The organism is Pectobacterium jejuense (assembly GCF_026800125.1).
GTDB lineage: Bacteria > Pseudomonadota > Gammaproteobacteria > Enterobacterales > Enterobacteriaceae > Pectobacterium > Pectobacterium jejuense.
This window is the reverse complement of record NZ_JAPQKX010000003.1, coordinates 89,046-109,268: the sequence shown is the minus strand read 5'-3', so window position 1 is coordinate 109,268 and position 20,223 is coordinate 89,046. Positions and strand designations below refer to the sequence as shown.

General features: G+C 53.7%; 17 protein-coding genes. 8 read left to right on the top strand and 9 right to left on the bottom strand.

Going from position 1 to position 20,223, the window contains the following annotated elements:
- Positions 1-153: 153 nt before the first annotated feature.
- Positions 154-288: a hypothetical protein gene (locus NXT09_RS06880; protein WP_010279037.1), complete on the bottom strand. Its 135-nt coding sequence runs from the start codon at positions 286-288 to the stop codon at positions 154-156.
- A gap of 2 nt (positions 289-290) precedes the next feature.
- On the opposite strand from NXT09_RS06880, the gene bamJ reads away from it, so the two are divergent.
- Positions 291-911 carry a BamJ family beta-barrel-assembly machinery protein gene (gene bamJ, locus NXT09_RS06875; protein WP_010279036.1) on the top strand — a complete coding sequence of 207 codons (621 nt, stop codon included), beginning with the start codon at positions 291-293 and terminating at the stop codon, positions 909-911.
- Positions 912-1,018: 107 nt separating this feature from the next.
- Here bamJ and ytfE read toward each other — a convergent pair whose 3' ends face one another.
- Both ytfE and ipdC read right to left on the bottom strand, forming a co-directional pair.
- Complete coding sequence (gene ytfE / locus NXT09_RS06870) at positions 1,019-1,684, bottom strand: iron-sulfur cluster repair protein YtfE (RefSeq protein WP_268579239.1); 666 nt, start codon at positions 1,682-1,684, stop codon at positions 1,019-1,021.
- Between the two features lie 102 nt (positions 1,685-1,786).
- Positions 1,787-3,454: an indolepyruvate decarboxylase gene (gene ipdC / locus NXT09_RS06865; RefSeq protein ID WP_268579238.1), complete on the bottom strand. Its 1,668-nt coding sequence runs from the start codon at positions 3,452-3,454 to the stop codon at positions 1,787-1,789.
- Between the two features lie 299 nt (positions 3,455-3,753).
- Here ipdC and NXT09_RS06860 point away from each other — a divergent pair, with 299 nt between their 5' ends.
- Complete coding sequence (locus NXT09_RS06860; RefSeq protein ID WP_268579237.1) at positions 3,754-4,176, top strand: DUF2502 domain-containing protein; 423 nt, start codon at positions 3,754-3,756, stop codon at positions 4,174-4,176.
- Positions 4,177-4,233: 57 nt separating this feature from the next.
- On the opposite strand, the gene NXT09_RS06855 is transcribed toward NXT09_RS06860, so the two are convergent.
- A complete protein-coding gene (locus tag NXT09_RS06855) occupies positions 4,234-6,186 on the bottom strand; it encodes a bifunctional 2',3'-cyclic-nucleotide 2'-phosphodiesterase/3'-nucleotidase (protein WP_268579236.1) in 1,953 nt (650 codons plus the stop codon).
- A gap of 204 nt (positions 6,187-6,390) precedes the next feature.
- Here NXT09_RS06855 and cysQ point away from each other — a divergent pair, with 204 nt between their 5' ends.
- The gene (gene cysQ / locus NXT09_RS06850) at positions 6,391-7,131 is read left to right on the top strand and encodes a 3'(2'),5'-bisphosphate nucleotidase CysQ (protein ID WP_268579235.1); all 741 of its coding nucleotides are present in this window, start codon (positions 6,391-6,393) and stop codon (positions 7,129-7,131) included.
- 20 nt (positions 7,132-7,151) lie between these two features.
- Here cysQ and NXT09_RS06845 read toward each other — a convergent pair whose 3' ends face one another.
- Positions 7,152-7,721, bottom strand: a complete 570-nt coding sequence (locus NXT09_RS06845) for a YtfJ family protein (RefSeq protein ID WP_010279011.1) — start codon at positions 7,719-7,721, stop codon at positions 7,152-7,154.
- 346 nt (positions 7,722-8,067) lie between these two features.
- On the opposite strand from NXT09_RS06845, the gene NXT09_RS06840 reads away from it, so the two are divergent.
- Positions 8,068-8,274 carry a DUF1107 domain-containing protein gene (locus tag NXT09_RS06840; RefSeq protein ID WP_005974755.1) on the top strand — a complete coding sequence of 69 codons (207 nt, stop codon included), beginning with the start codon at positions 8,068-8,070 and terminating at the stop codon, positions 8,272-8,274.
- A gap of 76 nt (positions 8,275-8,350) precedes the next feature.
- On the opposite strand, the gene paeA is transcribed toward NXT09_RS06840, so the two are convergent.
- Together paeA and msrA are read right to left on the bottom strand one after the other, a co-directional pair.
- Positions 8,351-9,676 (bottom strand): polyamine export protein PaeA, encoded by a 1,326-nt coding sequence (paeA, locus tag NXT09_RS06835; RefSeq protein WP_039361310.1) that lies wholly within the window; start codon positions 9,674-9,676, stop codon positions 8,351-8,353.
- A gap of 150 nt (positions 9,677-9,826) precedes the next feature.
- Complete coding sequence (gene msrA / locus NXT09_RS06830) at positions 9,827-10,465, bottom strand: peptide-methionine (S)-S-oxide reductase MsrA (protein WP_268579408.1); 639 nt, start codon at positions 10,463-10,465, stop codon at positions 9,827-9,829.
- A gap of 473 nt (positions 10,466-10,938) precedes the next feature.
- Between msrA and tamA the strand changes: the two genes are divergently transcribed.
- Genes tamA through NXT09_RS06815 form a run of 3 tightly spaced genes read left to right on the top strand, consistent with a single transcriptional unit; the run spans position 10,939 to position 17,041 of the window.
- On the top strand, positions 10,939-12,654 hold the full coding sequence (gene tamA / locus NXT09_RS06825) for an autotransporter assembly complex protein TamA (protein WP_268579407.1): 1,716 nt from the start codon (positions 10,939-10,941) through the stop codon (positions 12,652-12,654).
- Positions 12,651-16,688 (top strand): autotransporter assembly complex protein TamB, encoded by a 4,038-nt coding sequence (gene tamB, locus NXT09_RS06820; protein WP_268579234.1) that lies wholly within the window; start codon positions 12,651-12,653, stop codon positions 16,686-16,688. Before tamA ends, tamB begins: the two co-directional genes overlap by 4 nt.
- A gap of 2 nt (positions 16,689-16,690) precedes the next feature.
- A complete protein-coding gene (locus NXT09_RS06815) occupies positions 16,691-17,041 on the top strand; it encodes a gamma-glutamylcyclotransferase family protein (RefSeq protein ID WP_095992797.1) in 351 nt (116 codons plus the stop codon).
- Positions 17,042-17,156: 115 nt separating this feature from the next.
- Here the strand turns inward: NXT09_RS06815 and ppa are convergent, their stop codons facing one another.
- Complete coding sequence (gene ppa / locus NXT09_RS06810) at positions 17,157-17,687, bottom strand: inorganic diphosphatase (RefSeq protein ID WP_010278977.1); 531 nt, start codon at positions 17,685-17,687, stop codon at positions 17,157-17,159.
- 248 nt (positions 17,688-17,935) lie between these two features.
- Between ppa and NXT09_RS06805 the strand changes: the two genes are divergently transcribed.
- Complete coding sequence (locus tag NXT09_RS06805) at positions 17,936-19,522, top strand: methyl-accepting chemotaxis protein (RefSeq protein ID WP_268579233.1); 1,587 nt, start codon at positions 17,936-17,938, stop codon at positions 19,520-19,522.
- Positions 19,523-19,574: 52 nt separating this feature from the next.
- Here NXT09_RS06805 and plsY read toward each other — a convergent pair whose 3' ends face one another.
- The gene (gene plsY / locus NXT09_RS06800; protein WP_010287497.1) at positions 19,575-20,210 is read right to left on the bottom strand and encodes a glycerol-3-phosphate 1-O-acyltransferase PlsY; all 636 of its coding nucleotides are present in this window, start codon (positions 20,208-20,210) and stop codon (positions 19,575-19,577) included.
- Between the last annotated feature and the right edge of the window lie 13 nt (positions 20,211-20,223).

Genomic DNA, 20,223 nt, shown 5'->3' with positions numbered 1-20,223 from the left:
TATGCCAGTCACTACGCTATACCAGTAGCCAGACGGCGTCGGCATAAAAACAGTATCAGGATAATAACGCAATCCAGTATACCGATAATCCGCATAGGCTGACCAGTTAACGCGTTGATGATTAAGGCAACCCGTGCGATAGAAACACCAGAACTACCAGTATAGGCCAGCTTCCCGGAATGGCTTGGCTGGCGTGCGGTTAACGTGATTACCTGCACACAGGATTTTACCCCAATCCCCGTCGCTGTTATGCTGCGCTTTCAGTTTTTTACAGATTAAAAGGAACATCCATGACAACTCCTTCTTTTGATAGCGTCGAAGCGCAGGCAAGTTACGGCATCGGCTTACAGGTTGGTCAACAGTTACAGGAATCAGGTCTTGAAGGCCTGATCCCAGAAGCGCTGCTTGCTGGTTTACGTGACGCGCTGGAAGGTAATGCGCCTGCGGTGCCTGTGGATGTGGTTCATCGTGCGCTGCGTGAAATTCACGAACGTGCTGATGCGGTACGTCGCGATCGCCAACAGGTGTTGGCGGTAGAAGGTCAGCAGTTCCTAGCTGAAAACGCGCAGAAAGAAGGCGTGAACAGCACGGAATCTGGTCTGCAATTCCGCGTGTTGACGCAGGGTGAAGGTTCGATCCCGGCTCGTCAGGATCGCGTACGTGTGCATTATACCGGTCGTCTGATTGACGGCAGCGTGTTCGACAGCTCCGTCCAGCGTGGTCAACCTGCTGAATTCCCAGTAAGCGGCGTGATTCCAGGCTGGATTGAAGCGTTGACGCTGATGCCAGTGGGTTCCAAGTGGGAACTCTATATTCCGCACAATCTGGCGTATGGCGAACGTGGCGCAGGTGCTTCCATTCCGCCGTTCAGCGCGCTGATTTTTGAAGTGGAACTGCTGGAAATTCTGTAATCTCCAGACAAAAAGAAAGGCGCTCAATGAGCGCTTTTCTTGTTTCTACGGAATGGTTTTTACTGAATGGTTATTTCTACTGACTTTCTTTTTTTATTGAAGCGACATTACTCACCGCGCAGCGCGCGTGGGAACAGCAAATTGTTTTCCAGATGGATGTGTTCCATCAGGTCGGTAATGAACTCGTTGATACCGGAGTACAGCGCACGCCAGGTATTGCAGGCCCCTTCCGGTGGTACAACGCCGTTGGTCAGCTCTTTGACCACTTCCACATCACGTCCCGCGTCATCGTGCTCATGCTCCATCACTGAAATCGGTGCGGCAGCATTCGCGCCCATTCCCTGACTGATCATCGGGAAGAGGATGCGTTCTTCTTTCATCATATGCTGAGACAGCTCGTTATAGATGGCGGTCAGCTGGTTTGCGAGGCCGTGCGGGCAGTCGGTTTTATCGTGATGCACGCGCTCGACTTTTTCTGCCATCAGAATCAGCTCCGGCAGCTGTTCGCGGTGGCGATCGTGAAAGCGAGGGATGATGTACGCGATAATGTCGGCCAGCGGTGCTTCACGCCAGTCGCGCGCGTCAGAAGGCTGTGCGGCCAGTTTTTCTAGCTGTGCTTCCAGCTCGTCGATATTGAGATCTTTTTTGCCCGCTGCGCGGCTGAGCGTTTGCTTTCCGCCACAGCAGAAGTCCAGATTGAGTTCACGAAAGAGTTTGGTCGCGCGCGGAATAGCGATAGCCAACTCACCCAGGGATTGATCGCGGTATGCCATGATGATGCCTCTCAACGAATGCAGTTTATAAATTGCATTTTAAATGCATCTTTAATCATTGAATATACCGCTTACGAGGTAGGCGGTATAAAGTATGTCGTTCTACTGCACGGTATTGCGGGTCTCAAGCGACTGCGTGATGGTGTGTAAGAGCGCGGGAATATCCATTCTCGGCAGTACGACCTCTATAAGCGACAGGCGAGATTCTGTGTTCACCTGCTCAAGCGCTTGCGCGAGTGCAGCTGGTGAACACACCTGTTTGCAGAGTATCTCATTTTCATCTGCACCTAGTGCAGCGGGAAGCTGTGTCCAGTTCCAGGCGGCAATATCGTTGTAGCGCTGTTCAGGGCCGTGAATGGCGCGTTCGACTGTGTAGCCTTCGTTATTCAGCACCACAATGACCATGTTCAAGCGATCCCGAATGATAGAGCCAAGCTCCTGTACGGTGAGCTGAAGTGAGCCGTCGCCGATCAACAGCACCACGCGCCGTTCTGGTTCAGCAATTTGTGCGCCGAATGCCGCTGGCAGAGAATAGCCTATCGATCCCCACAGCGGCTGAACGATGAAGTGGCAGTTGTTCGGTAACCGAAGCGCTGCTGCCCCAAAACAGGAGGTGCCCTGGTCGGTCACGAGAATATCGCCGGGCCGGAGGAAGCGCTGCATCTGTTGCCACAACTCCCGCTGATTGAGTGCGTCTGTGTGCTCTGATGGTGGTAAAGCCGGAGGCGTAATGGTGCGGTGATCCCAACGGGGCGCGAGTGTCGCGGTGATGTTTTCCAGCGCGGCGATAGCGTCTGACATTGGAATAGCTGGGAAAACCTGACTGCCGACACGCGCCAGCGTGGGCTGGATATCGATATTTTTTTCGCTGGGAATCTGGTGGCTGAAGCCTGCGGTAATCGTATCGGTGTAGCGTACACCAATGCTGATGATGACATCCGCGTCTTCGATGTGTGCCCGGATCGCTTCGTGACTGCCGCCACCCGAGTAGGTGCCGGTAAAGCTATGGTGCTGTTCGTTTAGCGTGCCTTTCCCCATCAGTAAGGTGGAGTGGGGGAGCGGCGTTTTATCGAGCCAGCGTTGGATTTGCTCTGCAACGCCAACGCGCTGAGCCAGAAAATCAGCCAGTAATGAGACCGATTTTGCCTCGCTCAGCATCGCTGTGGCGGCGGTAACAAAGGCTTGTAGTGACTCATCAGAGCGTAATGGTTCAGGGATAACGAGCGAATACGGTCGTGTTCCAGCCGGTGCCGCAGCCACGTCTAAGGGCAGAAACAGGTATACCGGCTTGTGCTGAGCAAGCGCTTCTCCAATGACCCTGTCGATCTCTGTGGTGGCGTTCTCGGCGGTGAGGCTGGCTTGCGCAACGGTGACTTCTGCCGCCATGCGGGAAAAGTGGCTAAAGTCGCCGTCGCCTAATGTGTGATGGAGTAATTCTCCGTTGTGCTGTGATGCCAGACTGGGCGCAACGGCAATGTGAATGACGGGCAGGCATTCCGCGTAGCTGCCTGCGATACCGTTAATCGCGCTGAGCTCGCCGACGCCGAAGGTGGTGAGTAGGGCCGCCGCCGGACGGCATCGCGCATAGCCATCGGCGGCATAAGCGGCATTTAACTCATTCGCACAGCCGACCCAGGCGATCTCAGGATGCCTGATAACATGATCGAGAAAATGCAGGTTGTAATCGCCCGGCACGCCGAAGAGATGCTGAATACCAATTTGTGCCAGGCGATCCAGTAAATAATCACCCACTGTATAGTTTTCGCTCATCGCTGATTCCTCTATGAATGACGGATATTCTGACGTTAAGTATTAGCGTTAAGGTGAATATTTCTAATATTTATTCCCTATGGTTAATCCTTAAAGCTACGTTTTTTCGTACTTGAGAGGTTTTTTAGTATTAAATTTATTAATGAATTAATAGGGTGCTGATGAATAGCGTGCATCGGCGTTAGCGAAACGTTAAGAATGGTAAAATCAGGAAAATAAGTATTTATCTGATAGTGGTGCAGAGGATTTCCCCGTATATCTCTGTCAGGCCGCAGTCGCGGTGAGCAAGGAGTTACCCTATGTTTAAGCCACTCGTCATCAGTGCCCTGTTTGTGGGAATGTTTGCGGTCATGCCAGCGCCAGAGGCTAAGGGTGCCAGCATCGATCTGATGCCCGGTGTCACGTTGAATATCGGCGAGCGTGACAGACGAGGTAATTACTGGGATGGCTATGACTGGCGCAGCGAGCGCTGGTGGCAGGAGCACCGGGGTTACCAGCGTGGTGAACGTAATCGGCACGGTTACTATTGGGATGGTTGGCGTTGGCGCGATGCCCGCGGGTGGCGTGAAAGTCAGCGCGACAGACGCGATTATGACAAGCGCCGTTTTGAGCCCCCTCGCTACGTTGACGAGCGCGGGCCGCGTCGCGGTGATTGGGACAGACGCGGGTATGAGCGGGGTAATGGTTACTATCGCAATGGTCGGGGATCGTTTCGCGACTAGCCGTTCATACAGGCTCCTGCCGAAGCAGGAGCCTGTGGATGACATGGCTGTCAGTCTTTATTTCGCGTGTTGCAGATCCAAGCGATAAACCGCAAAGCCCGTTTCGTCATTGCCGACGGACGTCATCGGGTACTGTGCTTTCTCTTTGATAAACGCTGTGGCTTTCTCAGACGGTGATGTCTCAAAACGGATATCCAGCGGCGTATCGCTGACGATAGGTGCCAGACGCCAGTTGTTATCCGCCTGCGGCTTCACTTCTCCCGACTTTTGCGTTTCCGCGCTGATGTAGGCCGCCAGAACGGAGCGGTTTTCATCCGGCGAGGCGAAGGCCACATACTTCTCACCCGTACCGGCAAATTTCTCACCGTAGGCGCGATAGTTATTGGTGGCGATCAGGAAGGTCGCTTTGGGATCGATCGGTTTGCCGTTAAACGTCAGCCCTTTGATACGGTGCGATTTATCGTTGATCAATGCGCACTCGCTGTCATAGCGGGCAGGCTGCGTCACATCAATCTGATAATTAACACCATCGATCACGTCGAAGTTATAGGTGCGGAAACCATCCCAGTTGAGCAGAGATTGCGGTTCACGCTTGCTTGGATCGATTTGTTTGAACTGACCCGCAGAGCACTCCAGCCACTCTTGTACCTGCTGCCCGTTAACTTTCACCACCACCAGCGTATTCGGGTAGAGATACAGATCGGCAGCGTTACGGAAGGTGAGCTGGCCTTTTTCTACTTCGACGTAGCTGGCCGGATCGTTTTTACGTCCACCGGCTTTAAACGGCGCGGCGGCGGAAAGTACCGGCAGATCGGCCAGATCGGGATCGCCCTGAATAAAGTGTTCCACATAGGTGCGCTGTGCATTGTTGACGATCTGCACGGTAGGATCGTCCTGAATCAGCGACAGGTAGCTATACATGTTGTCTGCGGATTTGCCGATCGGTTTGCTGACAAATTCGCGCGTATTCTGGTGCGCATCGGACAGTACTTTCACCAGCTTGTCATCTTCCGCCGCCAGTGATTTCTTCTGCGCTTTGTCATAGATCGGTCTGGCTTCCGCTTTCGCCTGTTCCACCTTCCATGTGCCGCTGTCGTTATTCAGCGTGAAATCGACGACGCCGAGGTGGTCACCCCATTGCCCCGGCATTACTGCAGGCACGCCGTTGAGCGTTCCCTGTTTGATGTCGGCACCCTTGATGTTCGCAAAATCATTGCTAGGGAAAACGGCGTGAGCATGGCCGAACATGATCGCATCGACCCCAGGAATTTGGCTGAGGTAGTAAACCGAGTTTTCTGCCATCGCTTTATACGGTTCGGCAGAAAGGCCGGAGTGAGGGATAACAATCACCAGATCGGCACCTTGCTTACGCATTTCAGGCACCCACTTTTTGGCACTCTCCGTGATGTCTTCTACGGTGACTTTTCCTGTCAAATTGGCTTTATCCCACACCATGACCTGCGGCGGGACGAAACCAATATAGCCAATACGCAGGGTATGCTGTTTGCCGTCGCGATCCGTAACTGACTTGTTTTCAATGTGGTAAGGCGTAAACAGCGGTTTACCCGTTTTCGCATCCAGCACGTTGGCGTTCACATAAGGGAATTTCGCGCCGGACAGCGCCTTGTGCAAGTAGTCCAGGCCATAGTTGAATTCGTGGTTACCGATGTTGCCGACGGAATAATCCAGCGTGTTCATCGCCTGATAAACCGGGTGCACATCGCCCGCTTTCAGCCCCTTCGCGGCCATGTAATCGCCTAACGGGCTGCCCTGAATCAGATCGCCGTTATCCACCAGCACGCTATTGGTGGCTTGTTCGCGTGCGGCGTGAATCAGGCTGGCGGTACGCACCAGACCAAATTTATCGGTTGGCGTATCTTTGTAGTAATCGAAATCCATCATATTGCTGTGTAGATCGGTGGTTTCCAATACCCGTAGATCAACAGTAGCGGCATGAACGGTCGTGGCGACCAGCGTAGCAAGCAGGCTGAGTGCCAGTGAATGCTTCATTGCGTAACTCCTTGTGAGGTAATTGTCGACGCGTGAGGCGATCGGGGGTGTCTTTCATATCATGATGAAGTTAAAGTGATTATCGTCCCTAAATGCTGAGGATGACATCAATAATGGCAATAATCGTAGATTGCCTCACAGATGTATAATGAATGACAGAGATGAAGTCTGCGTTACGTGTAACCGATAACGACGAGGTCGATCATGTTAGAAACTGTTTGCCAACTGGCTCGCGATGCCGGTGCTGCGATTATGCAGGTTTACGAAGGGCAACATCCTGTCGATGTTGCGCACAAGAAAGATGATTCACCGGTGACGGCTGCTGACCTTGCGGCGCATCGAGTGATTAAGGACGGGCTGGCTGCGGCGTATCCCGATATTTCTTTGCTGTCAGAGGAAGATCCGCCTGAATGGGAAACCCGTCGGCACTGGCAGCGCTATTGGTTGGTCGATCCGCTGGACGGCACCAAAGAGTTCCTCAGCCGCAATGGCGAATTTACGGTGAATATTGCGTTGATCGAGAACGGTCAGCCCGTGTTGGGCGTGGTGTATGTGCCGGTCACTGACGTGATGTATTCTGCGGCGGACGGCAAAGCCTGGAAAGAAGAGAACGGCCAACGTCGGCAAATTACGGTGAAGCAGGCTAGTCTGCCGCTGGTGGTGGTTAGCCGCTCTCATGCCGATCAGGAATTAAAGGATTACCTCAACCAGTTGGGCGAACACCAGACGGTGGCGATTGGGTCATCGCTAAAATTTTGTCTAGTGGCGGAAGGCGAAGCGCAGCTTTACCCACGCTTCGGGCCGACCAACATTTGGGATACCGCAGCAGGCCATGCGGTAGCGGTGGCAGCCGGGGCGCAGGTTAACGATTGGCAAGGGCGTCCGCTGTCCTACACGCCGCGTGAATCTTTCCTTAACCCCGGTTTTCGCGTCTCTTTATTTTAATCAGCTAGAGCCTGGATTCGTTATTTCTCTTCCAGCAACTGGCGCAGCAGGGACATCACCTGCTGCACTTCCTGCCCGCTCAACGCGCCATCCTTCACGAAACGGACTTTCCCCTGTTTATCCAGCACCGCGATAGCCGAGCTTTGCGGCTGTAGCTGCCAGGTTTTCCGCACGTTGCCGTTGCTATCGACAATAAATTGCGACCACGGGAAGGCTTTCTTGTTGTCCTCCAGGCTACTGCGCACAAACATGCTGGTGCCGATGATGGCATCGTCGGTATTCACGATTGTCGTCGTTTGGTAATAATCATGCGGTAGGTTAGCGGCCTTCAGTGCGGAGATGAGCGGATCGTTCATCTCTTTGGCAGAGGTTCGGCCAGCGATATGTTGTATCACCCGCACTTTTCCGGGCAATTGCGCGCTGTTCCAGTTTTTATAACTAAACTGATTATTAAGGTACTGAAGTTCTCCTCTGTCTGCGACGCCGACGGGAGGAACCAATTGGTTGAGTACCAGCGTATGGGCTAAGGCTGGGAGCCCCAGCAGAGGCGTGATAGAGAGCGCGAGGAGCAGGTGGCGTATTTTTATCATGGTATGTCCTTCAGTGTGGGGCCCGATGCGATATCAATGATGGAAAATATCGAGCTATGGAATAAGCGTAGATTCAGGAAACTGGTCTGTCCTGCTTTGCGATAAAACGGTTTGTGCCCGAGTGCACAAAACCCTTATTTTTGAAGGTTTATACTGATGACTAAGGGTTTCCTTAAACACTACTCTGTAAAAATCTGTAAAAGCAGTTAAGAATACTGAATAGTGGGGAACTAAATGCCGTTTTACAGCACTAATTAGCAGTATCCGTTATCTCATTAGCGCTCCATAACCTCAGCCATGTTGGCGAAAGGGAGAGCGTAAAAAAATAAAACGGGAGAGTAAAACGATGAGGATCTTCGAACGTTACAATCCTTTGAAAGTCGCCAAGTATGTGAAAACCCTGTTTCGTGGGCGGCTGTACATAAAAGGGGTTGGTGCTTTTGAGTTCGACTACGGCAAAATTCTATTGCCAAAGAAACAGGATAAGCAGCATCTTCTGGTGATGTCTGAAGTGAATCGCCAGGTCATCCGGCTTCAGGCCGAGATGGGATGATTGATAAAGAAACGGCCCGTAGCGGGCCGTTCTGGTTTTTATGAAGCCTGATTGGCTTATGCATGTCTTTTAGCGGTTAATCGTCGCTATCAATCTTCACGCTTGATGAGACAATCGGGCGATCTTCCAGACGCGTCACCAACAGCTGATCGATCTTGTAGCTGTCGATATCCACCACTTCAAACTTATAGCCTGAGAAGCGCACCGCATCGGTACGTTTCGGGATTTTCCGCAGCGTATACATCATGAAGCCGCCGATGGTTTCGTAGTTGCCGGAATGCGGGAAATCATCAATATTCAGCGCGCGCATCACGTCTTCTATTGGCGTGCCGCCTTCAACCAGCCATGAATTCTCGTCGCGCGCGACAATCTGTTCTTCCATTCCCTGACCCACGAGGTCGCCCATCAACGTCGTCATCACGTCGTTAAGCGTGATGATGCCGACGATCAGCGCATATTCGTTCAGAATAACGGCAAAATCTTCGCCCGCGGTTTTAAAGCTTTCTAGCGCTTCGGACAGCGTCAGCGTATCCGGCACGATCAGCGCCGGACGAATCTGCACGCCGCTACTCAGCGTCAGGCTCTGGTTTCCCAGCACCCGAATCAGCAGGTCTTTGGAATCCACGTAGCCGACGATCTGATCGATCGTGCCATCGCAAACCAGAAACTTGGAGTGCGGCTGCTGGGCGATCTTTTCCTTAATGCTGTCTTCCTGCTCGCGCAGATCGAAATAGACCACGCTTTCGCGTGAGGTCATCGAAGACGGTACGGTACGGGATTCTAGCTCAAACACGTTCTCGATAAGCTCATGTTCCTGCTTACGCAGTACGCCAGCCAGTGCGCCAGCTTCCACCACGGCATAAATATCATCGGACGTGATGTCATCTTTACGCACCATCGGCAGCTTGAGCAGGCGGAAAATGACGTTAGCCAGACCGTTAAAGATCCAAACCAGCGGACGGAAGAGGAACAGGCAGAAGCGCATGGGGTTGATTATGCGGACCGCGACGGTTTCCGGCGCAATCATACCAATGCGTTTCGGGGTGAGATCGCCAAACAGGATAAACAGACTGGTGACGAGTACGAATGAGCAGATGAAGCTGACTTTATCTGCAGCTTCGGGTGACATGAAGCGTTCAAACAGTATGGAAAACGTCGGGGAAAATGCCGCATCGCCGATGATACCGGCCAGAATCGCGACGGCGTTGACGCCAATTTGAATTACGGTAAAGAAGATGCCCGGTGTTTCCTGAAACTTGAGCACCAGATCGGCGTTGAGGTTTCCCTCATCGGCCATTAGCTTGAGTTTGATTTTACGGGACGCCGCCAGCGAGATCTCGGACAGCGAGAAAAACGCACTGATGGCAATGAGACAAAGAATCAGTAATAGACTGTTTAACATCATTTTTAAAGTTTTCGCATGAGTCGAGATTGACGCAGCGATCCTCAGAAAGGTGAACACATTATGGTAGTTATTGAAGGACTATAACCGGGCAACGGGCTGCCCGGTTCGGACGCATTATAGCAGGAGCGGTGAAATTACCGCCAGTGGTCAACGCTGAGGTGGAAGACAGACGCCGATACCGCCTAATCCACAGTAGCCGTTCGGGTTCTTGTACAGGTATTGCTGGTGATCGTCTTCCGCATAATAGAACGGACCCGCAGGCTCGATTTCTGTGCTGATGGCGCGTCCGTCACCGTTTTCCCTCATTGCTTGCTGGAAGCGTTGAAGGCTTTCCTCTGCCGCCTTTTCCTGTTCAGGCGTGAGCGTATAGATAGCGGAACGGTACTGGCTACCGATATCGCCCCCCTGACGCATACCCTGCGCGGGGTCGTGATTTTCCCAGAACAGTTGCAACAACTGCTCGTAGCCGATCACCGCAGGATCGAAAACGACACGCACCGCTTCGGCATGATCGGTCTGCCCGCTGCACACTTCACGGTAGGTCGGGTTGGGCGTGTAACCGCCAGTGTAACCCGCAGCGGTGCTGTAGATGCCTGGCTGTTGCCAGAATAAGCGCTCTACTCCCCAGAAACAGCCCATCGCAAAAATTGCCACGGACATGTGATCCGGCACATGCGTCATCGAATGTTCATGCACGACATGCAGCCTGGCGACGGGCATGGGGGTGGAACGCCCTGGTAAAGCATCGGATTGCGTAATCCGCTGCGTTTTATCAATTGAATTCATCACGTTGTTAACTCCAGCTAGACTGGGTAAATAACCCGTTTTCATGGAAAGCATAACCAAGAAGCGTTGGGCTGTCTTTATATCTTCATGGTGTTTGATGTTAAGGTAATGTTTATCTGTAATGTCGCATATTGATGTTTGTAGGTGAAAATCTATTCTTAAGATAGAAAATTAGTATTTATCACTAATATCATGCAAAGTTGGTAGGAGATTTCGGCGCTGCGTGGCGGATTGTCAGGTAAGCGTACAGCGACGGCCGTCAATGCGGCGGGCGAAGTGATAAAAGCCATGCTATAGGTTTTATAAGACAAGGTTTTAGGCGACAGACAGATTTATCAGGGAGCTCAGTGACTATTTTCATCTCAACGAAAAGTTTCATTGGAAAAAAAAGCGTTACCGGGCAAAAAGGCATAGCAGGACAAAAAAATAGCTTTGCTGGCTGCGGTGCGCCACGATACCGGGTTCTTGGCCTGATGTGCGCGCTGCTGATGCTGGCCCCAGAGAGCCAGGCGGCGAATGTGCGTCTGCAAGTTATGGGGCTGGAAGGGCAGTTACAAAAGAATGTACGGGCACGCTTATCGACCATTTCGGTTGATGAGGTGAATGCCGATGGGCGTTTCCGCTCACGCGTTGATGAAGCGATCCGTCAGGGATTGCGCGCGCTCGGCTACTACGATCCACAGATTGGCTTCGAATTCCGGCCTGCCGTTAATGGCGGACGACCCGTATTGATTGCCACCGTTACTCCCGGTGAACCGGTAAAAATTGCTGGGGTGAACATCACCCTGCGCGGCGGTGCGCATGACGATAAAGACTACCAACAGCTGGTTAAAGACGATCGCCCTGAAATCGGTTCGGTGTTGAACCACGGTGATTTCGATCGCTTTAAAAGCGGGCTGAACGGTTTGTCATTACGCAAAGGCTATTTCGATGCGCGCTTCCAGCAAAGCCAGCTTGGCGTGATGCGGGAAGAGAGGGAGGCGTTTTGGGATATCGACTTTGACAGCGGCGAGCGCTATCGCTTCGGTGCCGTACATTTTCAGGGCGCACAAATCCGCGATGACTATCTGCAAAATCTGGTGCCGTTTCACGAAGGTGATGCTTACACCAGCGAAGATCTTGGTGAATTAAACCGCCGTCTTTCTGCGACGGGGTGGTTTAACTCTGTCGTAGTCTCGCCTGATTTCGAGCGGTCGAAAAGCTCCAAGGTGCTACCGCTGGAAGCTGTGGTGACGCCACGAACCCGTAATCGCATTGAAACCGGGGTCGGCTATGCCACGGATGTTGGCCCTCGCTTTAAAACGACCTGGAATAAGCCTTGGGTGAATTCACGGGGCCACAGTCTGGAAAGCAGCCTGAGCGTGTCCGCGCCGGAGCAGTCGCTCGATTTTAGCTATAAAATCCCCTTGCTGAAGAACCCGCTTGAGCAGTATTACCTGCTGCAAGGCGGCTTCAAACGCGAAGATCTCAACGATACTCAGTCCGATGGCACCACGCTGAACGTGGCACGCTATTGGGATCTCTCCAGCGGCTGGCAACGGGCGATTAACCTGCGCTGGAGCCTCGATCACTTTACGCAGGCGAGCGTGACGGATACCACCATGCTGATCTATCCGGGCGTCAGCATTAACCGAACTCGCCAACGCGGCGGGCTAATGCCGGTATGGGGTGATACGCAGCGCTATTCCATCGATATTTCTGACACCGCCTGGGGATCGGATATCGACTTTGCCGTGGTTCAGGCGCAAAACGTCTGGATTCGTACGCTGGCGGATAAACACCGCTTTGTCGCGCGCGGTAATTTGGGTTGGATTGAAACCAATAATTTCTCCCGCGTCCCGCCTTCACTGCGTTTCTTTGCCGGTGGCGATCGCAGCATCCGTGGCTATAAGTACAAATCGATTTCGCCGCGCGACAGCGACGGTAAACTGACCGGTGCGTCCAAGCTGGCGACCGGCTCGCTCGAATACCAATACAACGTCACGGGAAAATGGTGGGGCGCAGTGTTTGTTGATTCAGGTGAAGCAGTGAATGACATCAAACGCAGTAACTTTAAGACAGGCACGGGCGTCGGCGTACGCTGGGCCTCACCGATTGGCCCGGTGAAACTCGATGTTGCTATGCCGATCGGCGATGCAGAGAAGAAGAACGATGTTCAGTTCTATATCGCGCTGGGGCCTGAATTATGATGGATGAGAAAAACGAAAAAAAAGCCCAGGATCTGGTGACAGAAGAAAACGTCGCGCAGGATAACGTGCCGACGACGCCGGCACGAAAAGGGCGCTGGTGGAAACGCATCGGTATTGGCTTCGTGGCATTCTTACTGCTGCTCGTGGTTGGTGTGGGGCTGCTGGTGGGCACTACGCCGGGTCTGCACCTGTTGCTGAATACCGCATCACGCGTGGTGCCGGGGCTGGACATTGCCAGCGTGAGCGGCGGCTGGCGTGATTTAACGCTGAAAAATGTCAGCTACCAAATGCCGGGCGTGACGGTAAAGAGCGAGGAGTTTCATCTGTCGCTCGCGCTGGGATGTCTGCGCAAAAGCCAACTGTGCATTAACGATCTTTCGGCGAATCGCGTCGATGTGGTTGTGGATACCAAAGCCTTGCCTGCGGCAGCAGAGCCACCGCCGCCTTCAACGCCAGTCACGGAAATCTCTGCACCATTCCCGATTTCACTGCGTCAGTTAACGCTCAGCAACGTTCAGGTTACCGTGGATGACACGGCGATTTCACTGAGCGAATTCCGCACCGGGATGCAGTGGGAAGGGCGCGCGTTGACGCTATTGCCGACCAAAATCAGCGCCCTGCTGGTGGCCTTGCCGAAAACCCCTGTCGATGTGCTGGAAGATGGCAAAGTGACGGCGGCAGAAATGGCCTCTGTCATCAAAGAAACGGCGGAAAGCGTGCGTGAAGCGGCCGAAAAAGGCTCGTCGCAAACCGTTCATATCGATAACGCGCTGGCGGCAAATAATAGGGTCGCGGCAGCTACTACCACGACACCGATACCAACAGCGTCGACATCCAAAACGGATAGCGCTTCTGACAAGCCAGCCGTGCCTGAAAAACCGCTGGGTGAACGCCTTAGCGAGCTGTTCTCCAAACCGCTATTACCTGATTTACCCCAGTTCACGCTGCCGCTGGATCTGAATATTGTCGAGATTCACGGCGAACAGCTGCGGCTGACGGGCGATCAGGACATTTTGATTAATAACCTGTTCGTACAGGCCTCTACCCAGCAACAGCATTTGCGTCTGGACAAGCTGATCGTGCAATCGCCGCATGGCGGACTGAATGTGCGCGGTGAAGCGACGCTCAGCGAGAACTGGCCCGTCTCGCTGACGGCGAACGGCGTGCTGAACGTCGATCCGATCAAAGGCGAAAAGCTGAAACTGACGGTTGATGGCGGCCTGCGCGAACAGTTGAATGTGGCGCTGAATCTCTCGGGACCGCAGCGTGCCCAGTTGGATCTGCAAACCAAACTGGCGGAAGCCGGGCTGCCGCTGGCATTGACGCTGCAAACCGAACGCGTGCGCTGGCCGCTGACGGGTGCAACGCAGTATCAAGCTGACAACGTCAGGCTGCGTTTTAACGGCAAAGCGACCGACTATGCGCTGTCGCTGCGCGGCGATCTGAGCGGGGCGGATATTCCCCCCGCGACGCTGCTGTTGGATGGCAAAGGCAACGAACAGCAGTTTACGCTGAGCCGCCTGCGGTTGGCGGCGTTGCAGGGAAATGCCGATCTGACGGCGCTTATCGACTGGAGCAAAGCCATAAGCTGGCGTAGCGAGCTGCTGCTGAACGGGATTAATACCGCGAAACAGTGGCCTGAATGGCCTGCAAAAGTCGACGGCAAGATTACGACGCGCGGCAGCGTTTATGGCGGTAGCTGGCAGTTACAGGTGCCTGAACTGCGTCTGGACGGCAATGTGAAAGCGAATAAGCTCACGGCCAGAGGCGAACTGCGCGGTAACGCGGCGGGTCAGTGGACAATTCCAGCGCTGAATCTGGCGTTAGGTCGCAACCAACTGAACGTTAAAGGCGAGCTGAGCGATAAGTGGCAGTTGGATGCAGATATCAATGCGCCGTCGCTGGACGGCATGTTGCCCGGCCTAGCGGGGCGTGCCATCGGTACACTCAAACTCCGAGGCAATCTGCGTGAACCGCAGATGCTGGCGGACATCACGGCGTCTGGTCTGCGCTGGCAGGCGATGACGATTAGCAGTGTGAGGGTGGAAGGCGATGTGCGCTCTGAACAGCAGATTCAGGGCAAGCTGGCCGTGCGTCTTGAAGCGCTCAAGCAGGATGGCCTGAATATTGCGCTGTTGACGCTGGATGCCAGCGGCAATGAAAAGCAGCACCAGCTTCGCCTGAATATGCAGGGCGAACCCGTTGCGGGGCAATTGGCACTTTCGGGTAGCTTCGATCGTCAGGAACAGCGCTGGCGCGGCACGCTGAACAATACCCGCTTTGATACGCCAGTGGGTGAATGGCGTCTGACGCAGGATATGGCGCTGGATTACCTGAATGCGCAGCAGAAGATCACTATCGGTACGCACTGCTGGCGGAATCCAAACGCGGAGCTTTGTGTACCAAAAGCGATTGAAGCTGGACCGAGTGGACAGGCGAGTATTCGACTGAACCGCTTCGATCTCGCCATGCTGAAACCGTTCCTGACGGCGGATACGGTGCTGGCCGGGACGTTTACCGGCGGTGCCGATATCAGCTGGCAGGCGGGACAAGGCTTACCGCAGGCAAAAGTGTCGCTGGTGGGTAACGGCGTCAGCGTTCGTCAGCAAATGCAGGGCAACACGCTGCCGATTGATTTCGATACCTTTACGTTGAATGCCGGGCTCGATCGCGGGCGAGCACAGCTTGGCTGGCTGATGGCGATTCGCGAGAACGGACGCTTCAGCGGTGATATTCAGGTGACCGATCCACAGGGCCGACGCAACCTCGGCGGCAGCGTCACGATCAACAATATTTCGCTGGCGCTGCTCAACCCTGCGTTGAGTAAAGGAGAAAAAGCGGCGGGGATACTGAATGCGAACCTGCGTCTGGCGGGGGATGCGGCGCGTCCTCAGATCTTCGGCCAGATGGTGTTGGAACGCTTGGATATTGATGGCAACTGGATGCCGGTCGATCTGACCAATGGACGGCTGGCGGTGAATTTCAGTGGGATGTCGTCAACGCTGCAAGGCTTCCTGAAAACGGATAACGGGCAGTTGAACCTCGGCGGGAACGCGGACTGGTCGCAGCCTGATGCCTGGCGTGCGCGGATTGCGGCGAAAGGCCAGAAGCTGCGGGTGACGATTCCGCCGATGGCGCGGCTGGATGTCTCACCGGATATTGTCTTTGAGGCTACGCCGCAGCTGTTCGCATTAAACGGATCGGTCAGTATTCCGTGGGCACGCATTGTGGTTAAAGACATGCCGGAAAGTGCGGTGGCGGTGTCATCGGATGAAGTGATGCTGGATGCACAGCGCCAGCCGCTGAAGAAAGCCAGCGCCGCGATTCCGATTAACAGCAACCTGACGATCCGCGTCGGTAATGATGTGCGGCTGGATGCGTTCGGGCTGGCGGCTCGTCTACAGGGCGACCTGAAAATGGTTCAGGACGAACGCGGATTAGGGCTGAACGGCCAGATCGACATTCCATCTGGCCGCTTTAAAGCCTACGGGCAGGATCTGATCGTCCGCAAAGGGCTGATTCTGTTCTCCGGCCCGCCGGATCAGCCGATCCTGAATATCGAAGCTATTCGTAACCCAGACAACACGGCCGATGACGTCACCGCTGGCGTACGTGTTACCGGAATGGCCGCTACGCCTAAGCTGGAAGTCTTCTCCGATCCGGCGATGTCACAGCAGGAAGCGCTTTCTTATCTGCTGCGTGGACAGGGTTTGGACAGCGGTGGAGCAGATAGCTCGGCAATGACCTCAATGTTAGTCGGTTTAGGGGTTGCACAAAGTGGTCAAGTTGTGGGTAAAATCGGCGAGGCCTTTGGCGTAAGTAATTTAGCTCTGGATACACAGGGTGTTGGCGATAATTCTCAGGTTGTCGTCAGCGGCTACGTCCTTCCGGGTCTGCAAGTGAAATATGGTGTTGGCATATTCGATTCTTTGGCAACGTTAACGCTACGTTATCGCCTGATGCCAAAACTATACTTGGAAGCGGTGTCTGGAATTAGCCAGGCATTAGATGTGCTCTATCAGTTTGAGTTCTAGCGATGCGAATTATTGTTTACGGCAGTTTACGACGCAAACAGGGAAACAGTCATTGGATGACAAATGCGCAATGGTTAGGGGATTGTCAGCTCGCAGGTTTCGAGCTGTACGATCTCGGCCATTATCCGGCAGTCGTACCCGGCGATGGAGAAATCCATTGCGAGGTTTATCGCATTAGTTCGTCGATTTTGACAGAACTGGATGCCTTAAAGCGGGACGGCCACGAATACCAACGTGAGTTGATTCGTACGCCTCTGGGCAGTGCCTGGATCTATCTGTACAAGCACCCTGTTGTAGGGCTGACGCGTATTGCCAGCGGTGACTGGCTAAAGCGCAGTGAAGAAGAGGCTTGAGGCCGAATCGCCAATCAAGTCATGGTCGCCATAAATAAAAACACCGCGCAAGGCGGTGTTTTTGATCATGCGATATCTTGAGCCCGTAGGGGCTTTAATGCATATCGTATGGCGCTTATTTGTTTTTCGCGCGCTCGAAGGAAGCAACGATCTCGGCTTTCGCCGCAGCAGCGTTATCCCAACCTTCAACTTTAACCCACTTGCCTTTTTCCAGATCTTTGTAGTGTTCAAAGAAGTGGCCGATCTGCGCACGCAGCAGTTCAGGCAGGTCGTTAACGTCTTTAATGTGATCGTATTCTTTGGTCAGCTTGCTGTGCGGAACGGCAACCAGCTTGGCATCTTCGCCCGCTTCGTCGGTCATTTTCAGCACGCCAACAGGACGGCAGCGGATCACTGAGCCTGGTTGCAACGGATACGGGGTCGGCACCAGAACGTCAACCGGGTCGCCATCCAGAGACAGCGTGTGGTTGATGTAGCCGTAGTTGCATGGGTAGAACATGGCCGTAGACATGAAACGGTCTACAAACAGCGCACCGGTATCTTTATCAATTTCATATTTGATCGGATCGGCGTTCGCGGGAATTTCAATCACTACATAGATATCTTCCGGCAGATCTTTACCCGCCGGGACATTGTTCAGACTCATGTCGGTTTCCTTCTCTTAAACCTGAAATAGCGTGGCCGTCATTATAGCCAAAAAGCGTTTAATGTCCCCGATTTTTAGCGTGTGCAAGGCGCGATGCGCTGGCGCGAGTCGTTTAAGTAAAAATACTTTCGTTACTAAAGTTTCTTTAAAGAAAGCAGGCTTGCTACCGATAGAAACATGATCGAGATCACGTTATGCGGAGCATTTCTCCGCATTTATTTATCATTTGTAATATCAGGGAAACAAAAATGTTAAGAAACATCACAATCAAGACGAGCTTGATTGCTTTGTTAGGAACGATGGTACTGCTGTTATTGCTGGTGTGCGGAATTGGCATCACCTCAATCAATCAGGGAATCACTTCACTTACGACAATCGACAAGATTCAGGGCAAAGAAGTCACGGCGCTGGCGGGGAGCTATACCGCGTCACTGCGTGCAAGAACGGGGGCAGCGTTGGCGGCTCGTCAGATGGAAAGCGGGCTGACCGATCTGGCGAATGCATCGGTCGCACGAGCAGAAGCCTACACGGCGCTTTCCCACAAAGAAATGGCACGCTTTCTTTCCTACGGCACAGTAACGGAGCGCGGTGCCAAAATGGCCGCAGAGGTGAAAAGTAACTACGAGCAATACATGAATCTTGGCGTTCAGCCGATGGTTGATGCGCTGAAACGTGGCGATGTTGCTGCCTACTACGTGCTGTTGCAGGACGTGTTACCACCGCTTAGCGTAAAGATGGACAAGGTGGCGAATGAATTCCGCGACTTCGGTCTGGAAGTGGGGGAAAACATGCTCGCAGAAGCGGAAAATTTCGCGTTCAACCGCCTGATGATCATCGGTATTGCCTGTATCTCCGTGCTGCTGCTGGTGTTGGCAGCCTGGATTGCCTTGAAGCGTTCTATCCTGTCTCCGCTTGAAGAGACGGTCGGTCAACTGGAGTTTATTGCCCGTGGTGATTTGACCCAGCGCATCGCCGATGGTGGCAATAATGAAATTGGCCGTCTGATTCAGGCGATGAAGGCCATGCAGCATTCGTTGGCAACCGCCGTGGGCCGCGTCCGTGATGCCGGTATGCAGATTGACGTCGGCACGCGCGAGTTGTCTTCCGGCAATACCCATTTAGCCGCACGTACGGAAGAATCAGCCTCCTCGCTGGAAGAAACCGCAGCCAGCATGGAGCAGTTGACCGCGACAGTGACGCTGAACGCGGAGAGTGCAGAGCAAGCGCATACGCTGGCGCAAAATGTATCCGACATCGCCAATAAAGGCAGCGAAACCGTGGGGAGCATGATTGAGAAAATGGAGATGATCTCCAGCAGCTCCGCACGCATTGGCGATATTCTGGCGGTGATTGACGGCATCGCGTTCCAGACCAATATTCTGGCGCTGAATGCGGCAGTAGAAGCCGCGCGTGCAGGTGAGCAGGGGCGTGGATTTGCGGTGGTTGCGGGTGAAGTCCGCAGTCTGGCGCAGCGCAGTGCGCAATCGGCCAAAGAGATAAAAATGCTGATGGAGGAATCTCAAAGCCGCGTCAGTGAAGGCACCGTGATGGCGAAAATGGCGGGCGAAACGATGAATGACGTTTCTGACGCCGTGGCGCGCGTGACGTCCCTGATGCGTGAGATCTCAACGGCCACGCGTGAGCAAAGCAATGGCATTGGGCAGGTGAATCTGGCGGTATCGCAGATGGATGAAGTCGCACAGCAAAATGCGTCTCTGGTAGAAGAGTCCGCCGCCGCTACGCGCTCACTGGAAGATCAGGCGCGCCTGCTGGCAGAAAGTATGTCTCAGTTTAAAGTGCAGTCGCAGGAGTTTGCCGCCATCGGCCGATTCTAATTCCCGTCATACTTCATAAAAAAATTCCCGTGAAAACGGGAATTTTTTTGTCTTATTCCTCGGAGGACGTCTGTTCGTCTTCTGGCTGCTTCTTCTTGCGTAGCTTATTCCAGATTTTACTTTCCTGTCCGCGCCAGAGGCGTTGGATATTGTCATGATGGCGCATCAGTATCAGGCAAGAGAGCATCGCGACGGGGAAGGTAAACTGTGGCTTGAACCACCAGACATAAAACGGTGCGATGAGCGCACTGACAATCGCGCCAAGCGAGGAATAGCCGCTGAGCAGCACGGTCAGTAGCCAGGTGCCGGTCATCAGACCCGTCAGATCCCAGCCGATAGGGGCGATGGCACCCAGCGCCGTTGCCACGCCTTTGCCACCGCGAAAGTGGAAAAAGACTGGATAGATATGGCCGAGGCAGGCAGCGATAGCGGTTAGCCCAAGATACAGCGGCGGAACGCCCAGTTCGTAAGCGGCCCAGACTGGCAGCATACCTTTCAGAACATCAAACACCAATACGGTTGCAGCGGCCGCTTTGCCGCCAATACGCAATACGTTAGTGGCTCCGGGGTTCCCAGAACCATGCTGGCGCGGGTCGGGTAGCCCAGCAATTCTGCAAAACAAAATCGCACTGGAAATAGAGCCACACAGATACGCGATTAACATCATACCAAGCGCGGTAACACTCATAACGCTATTCCGT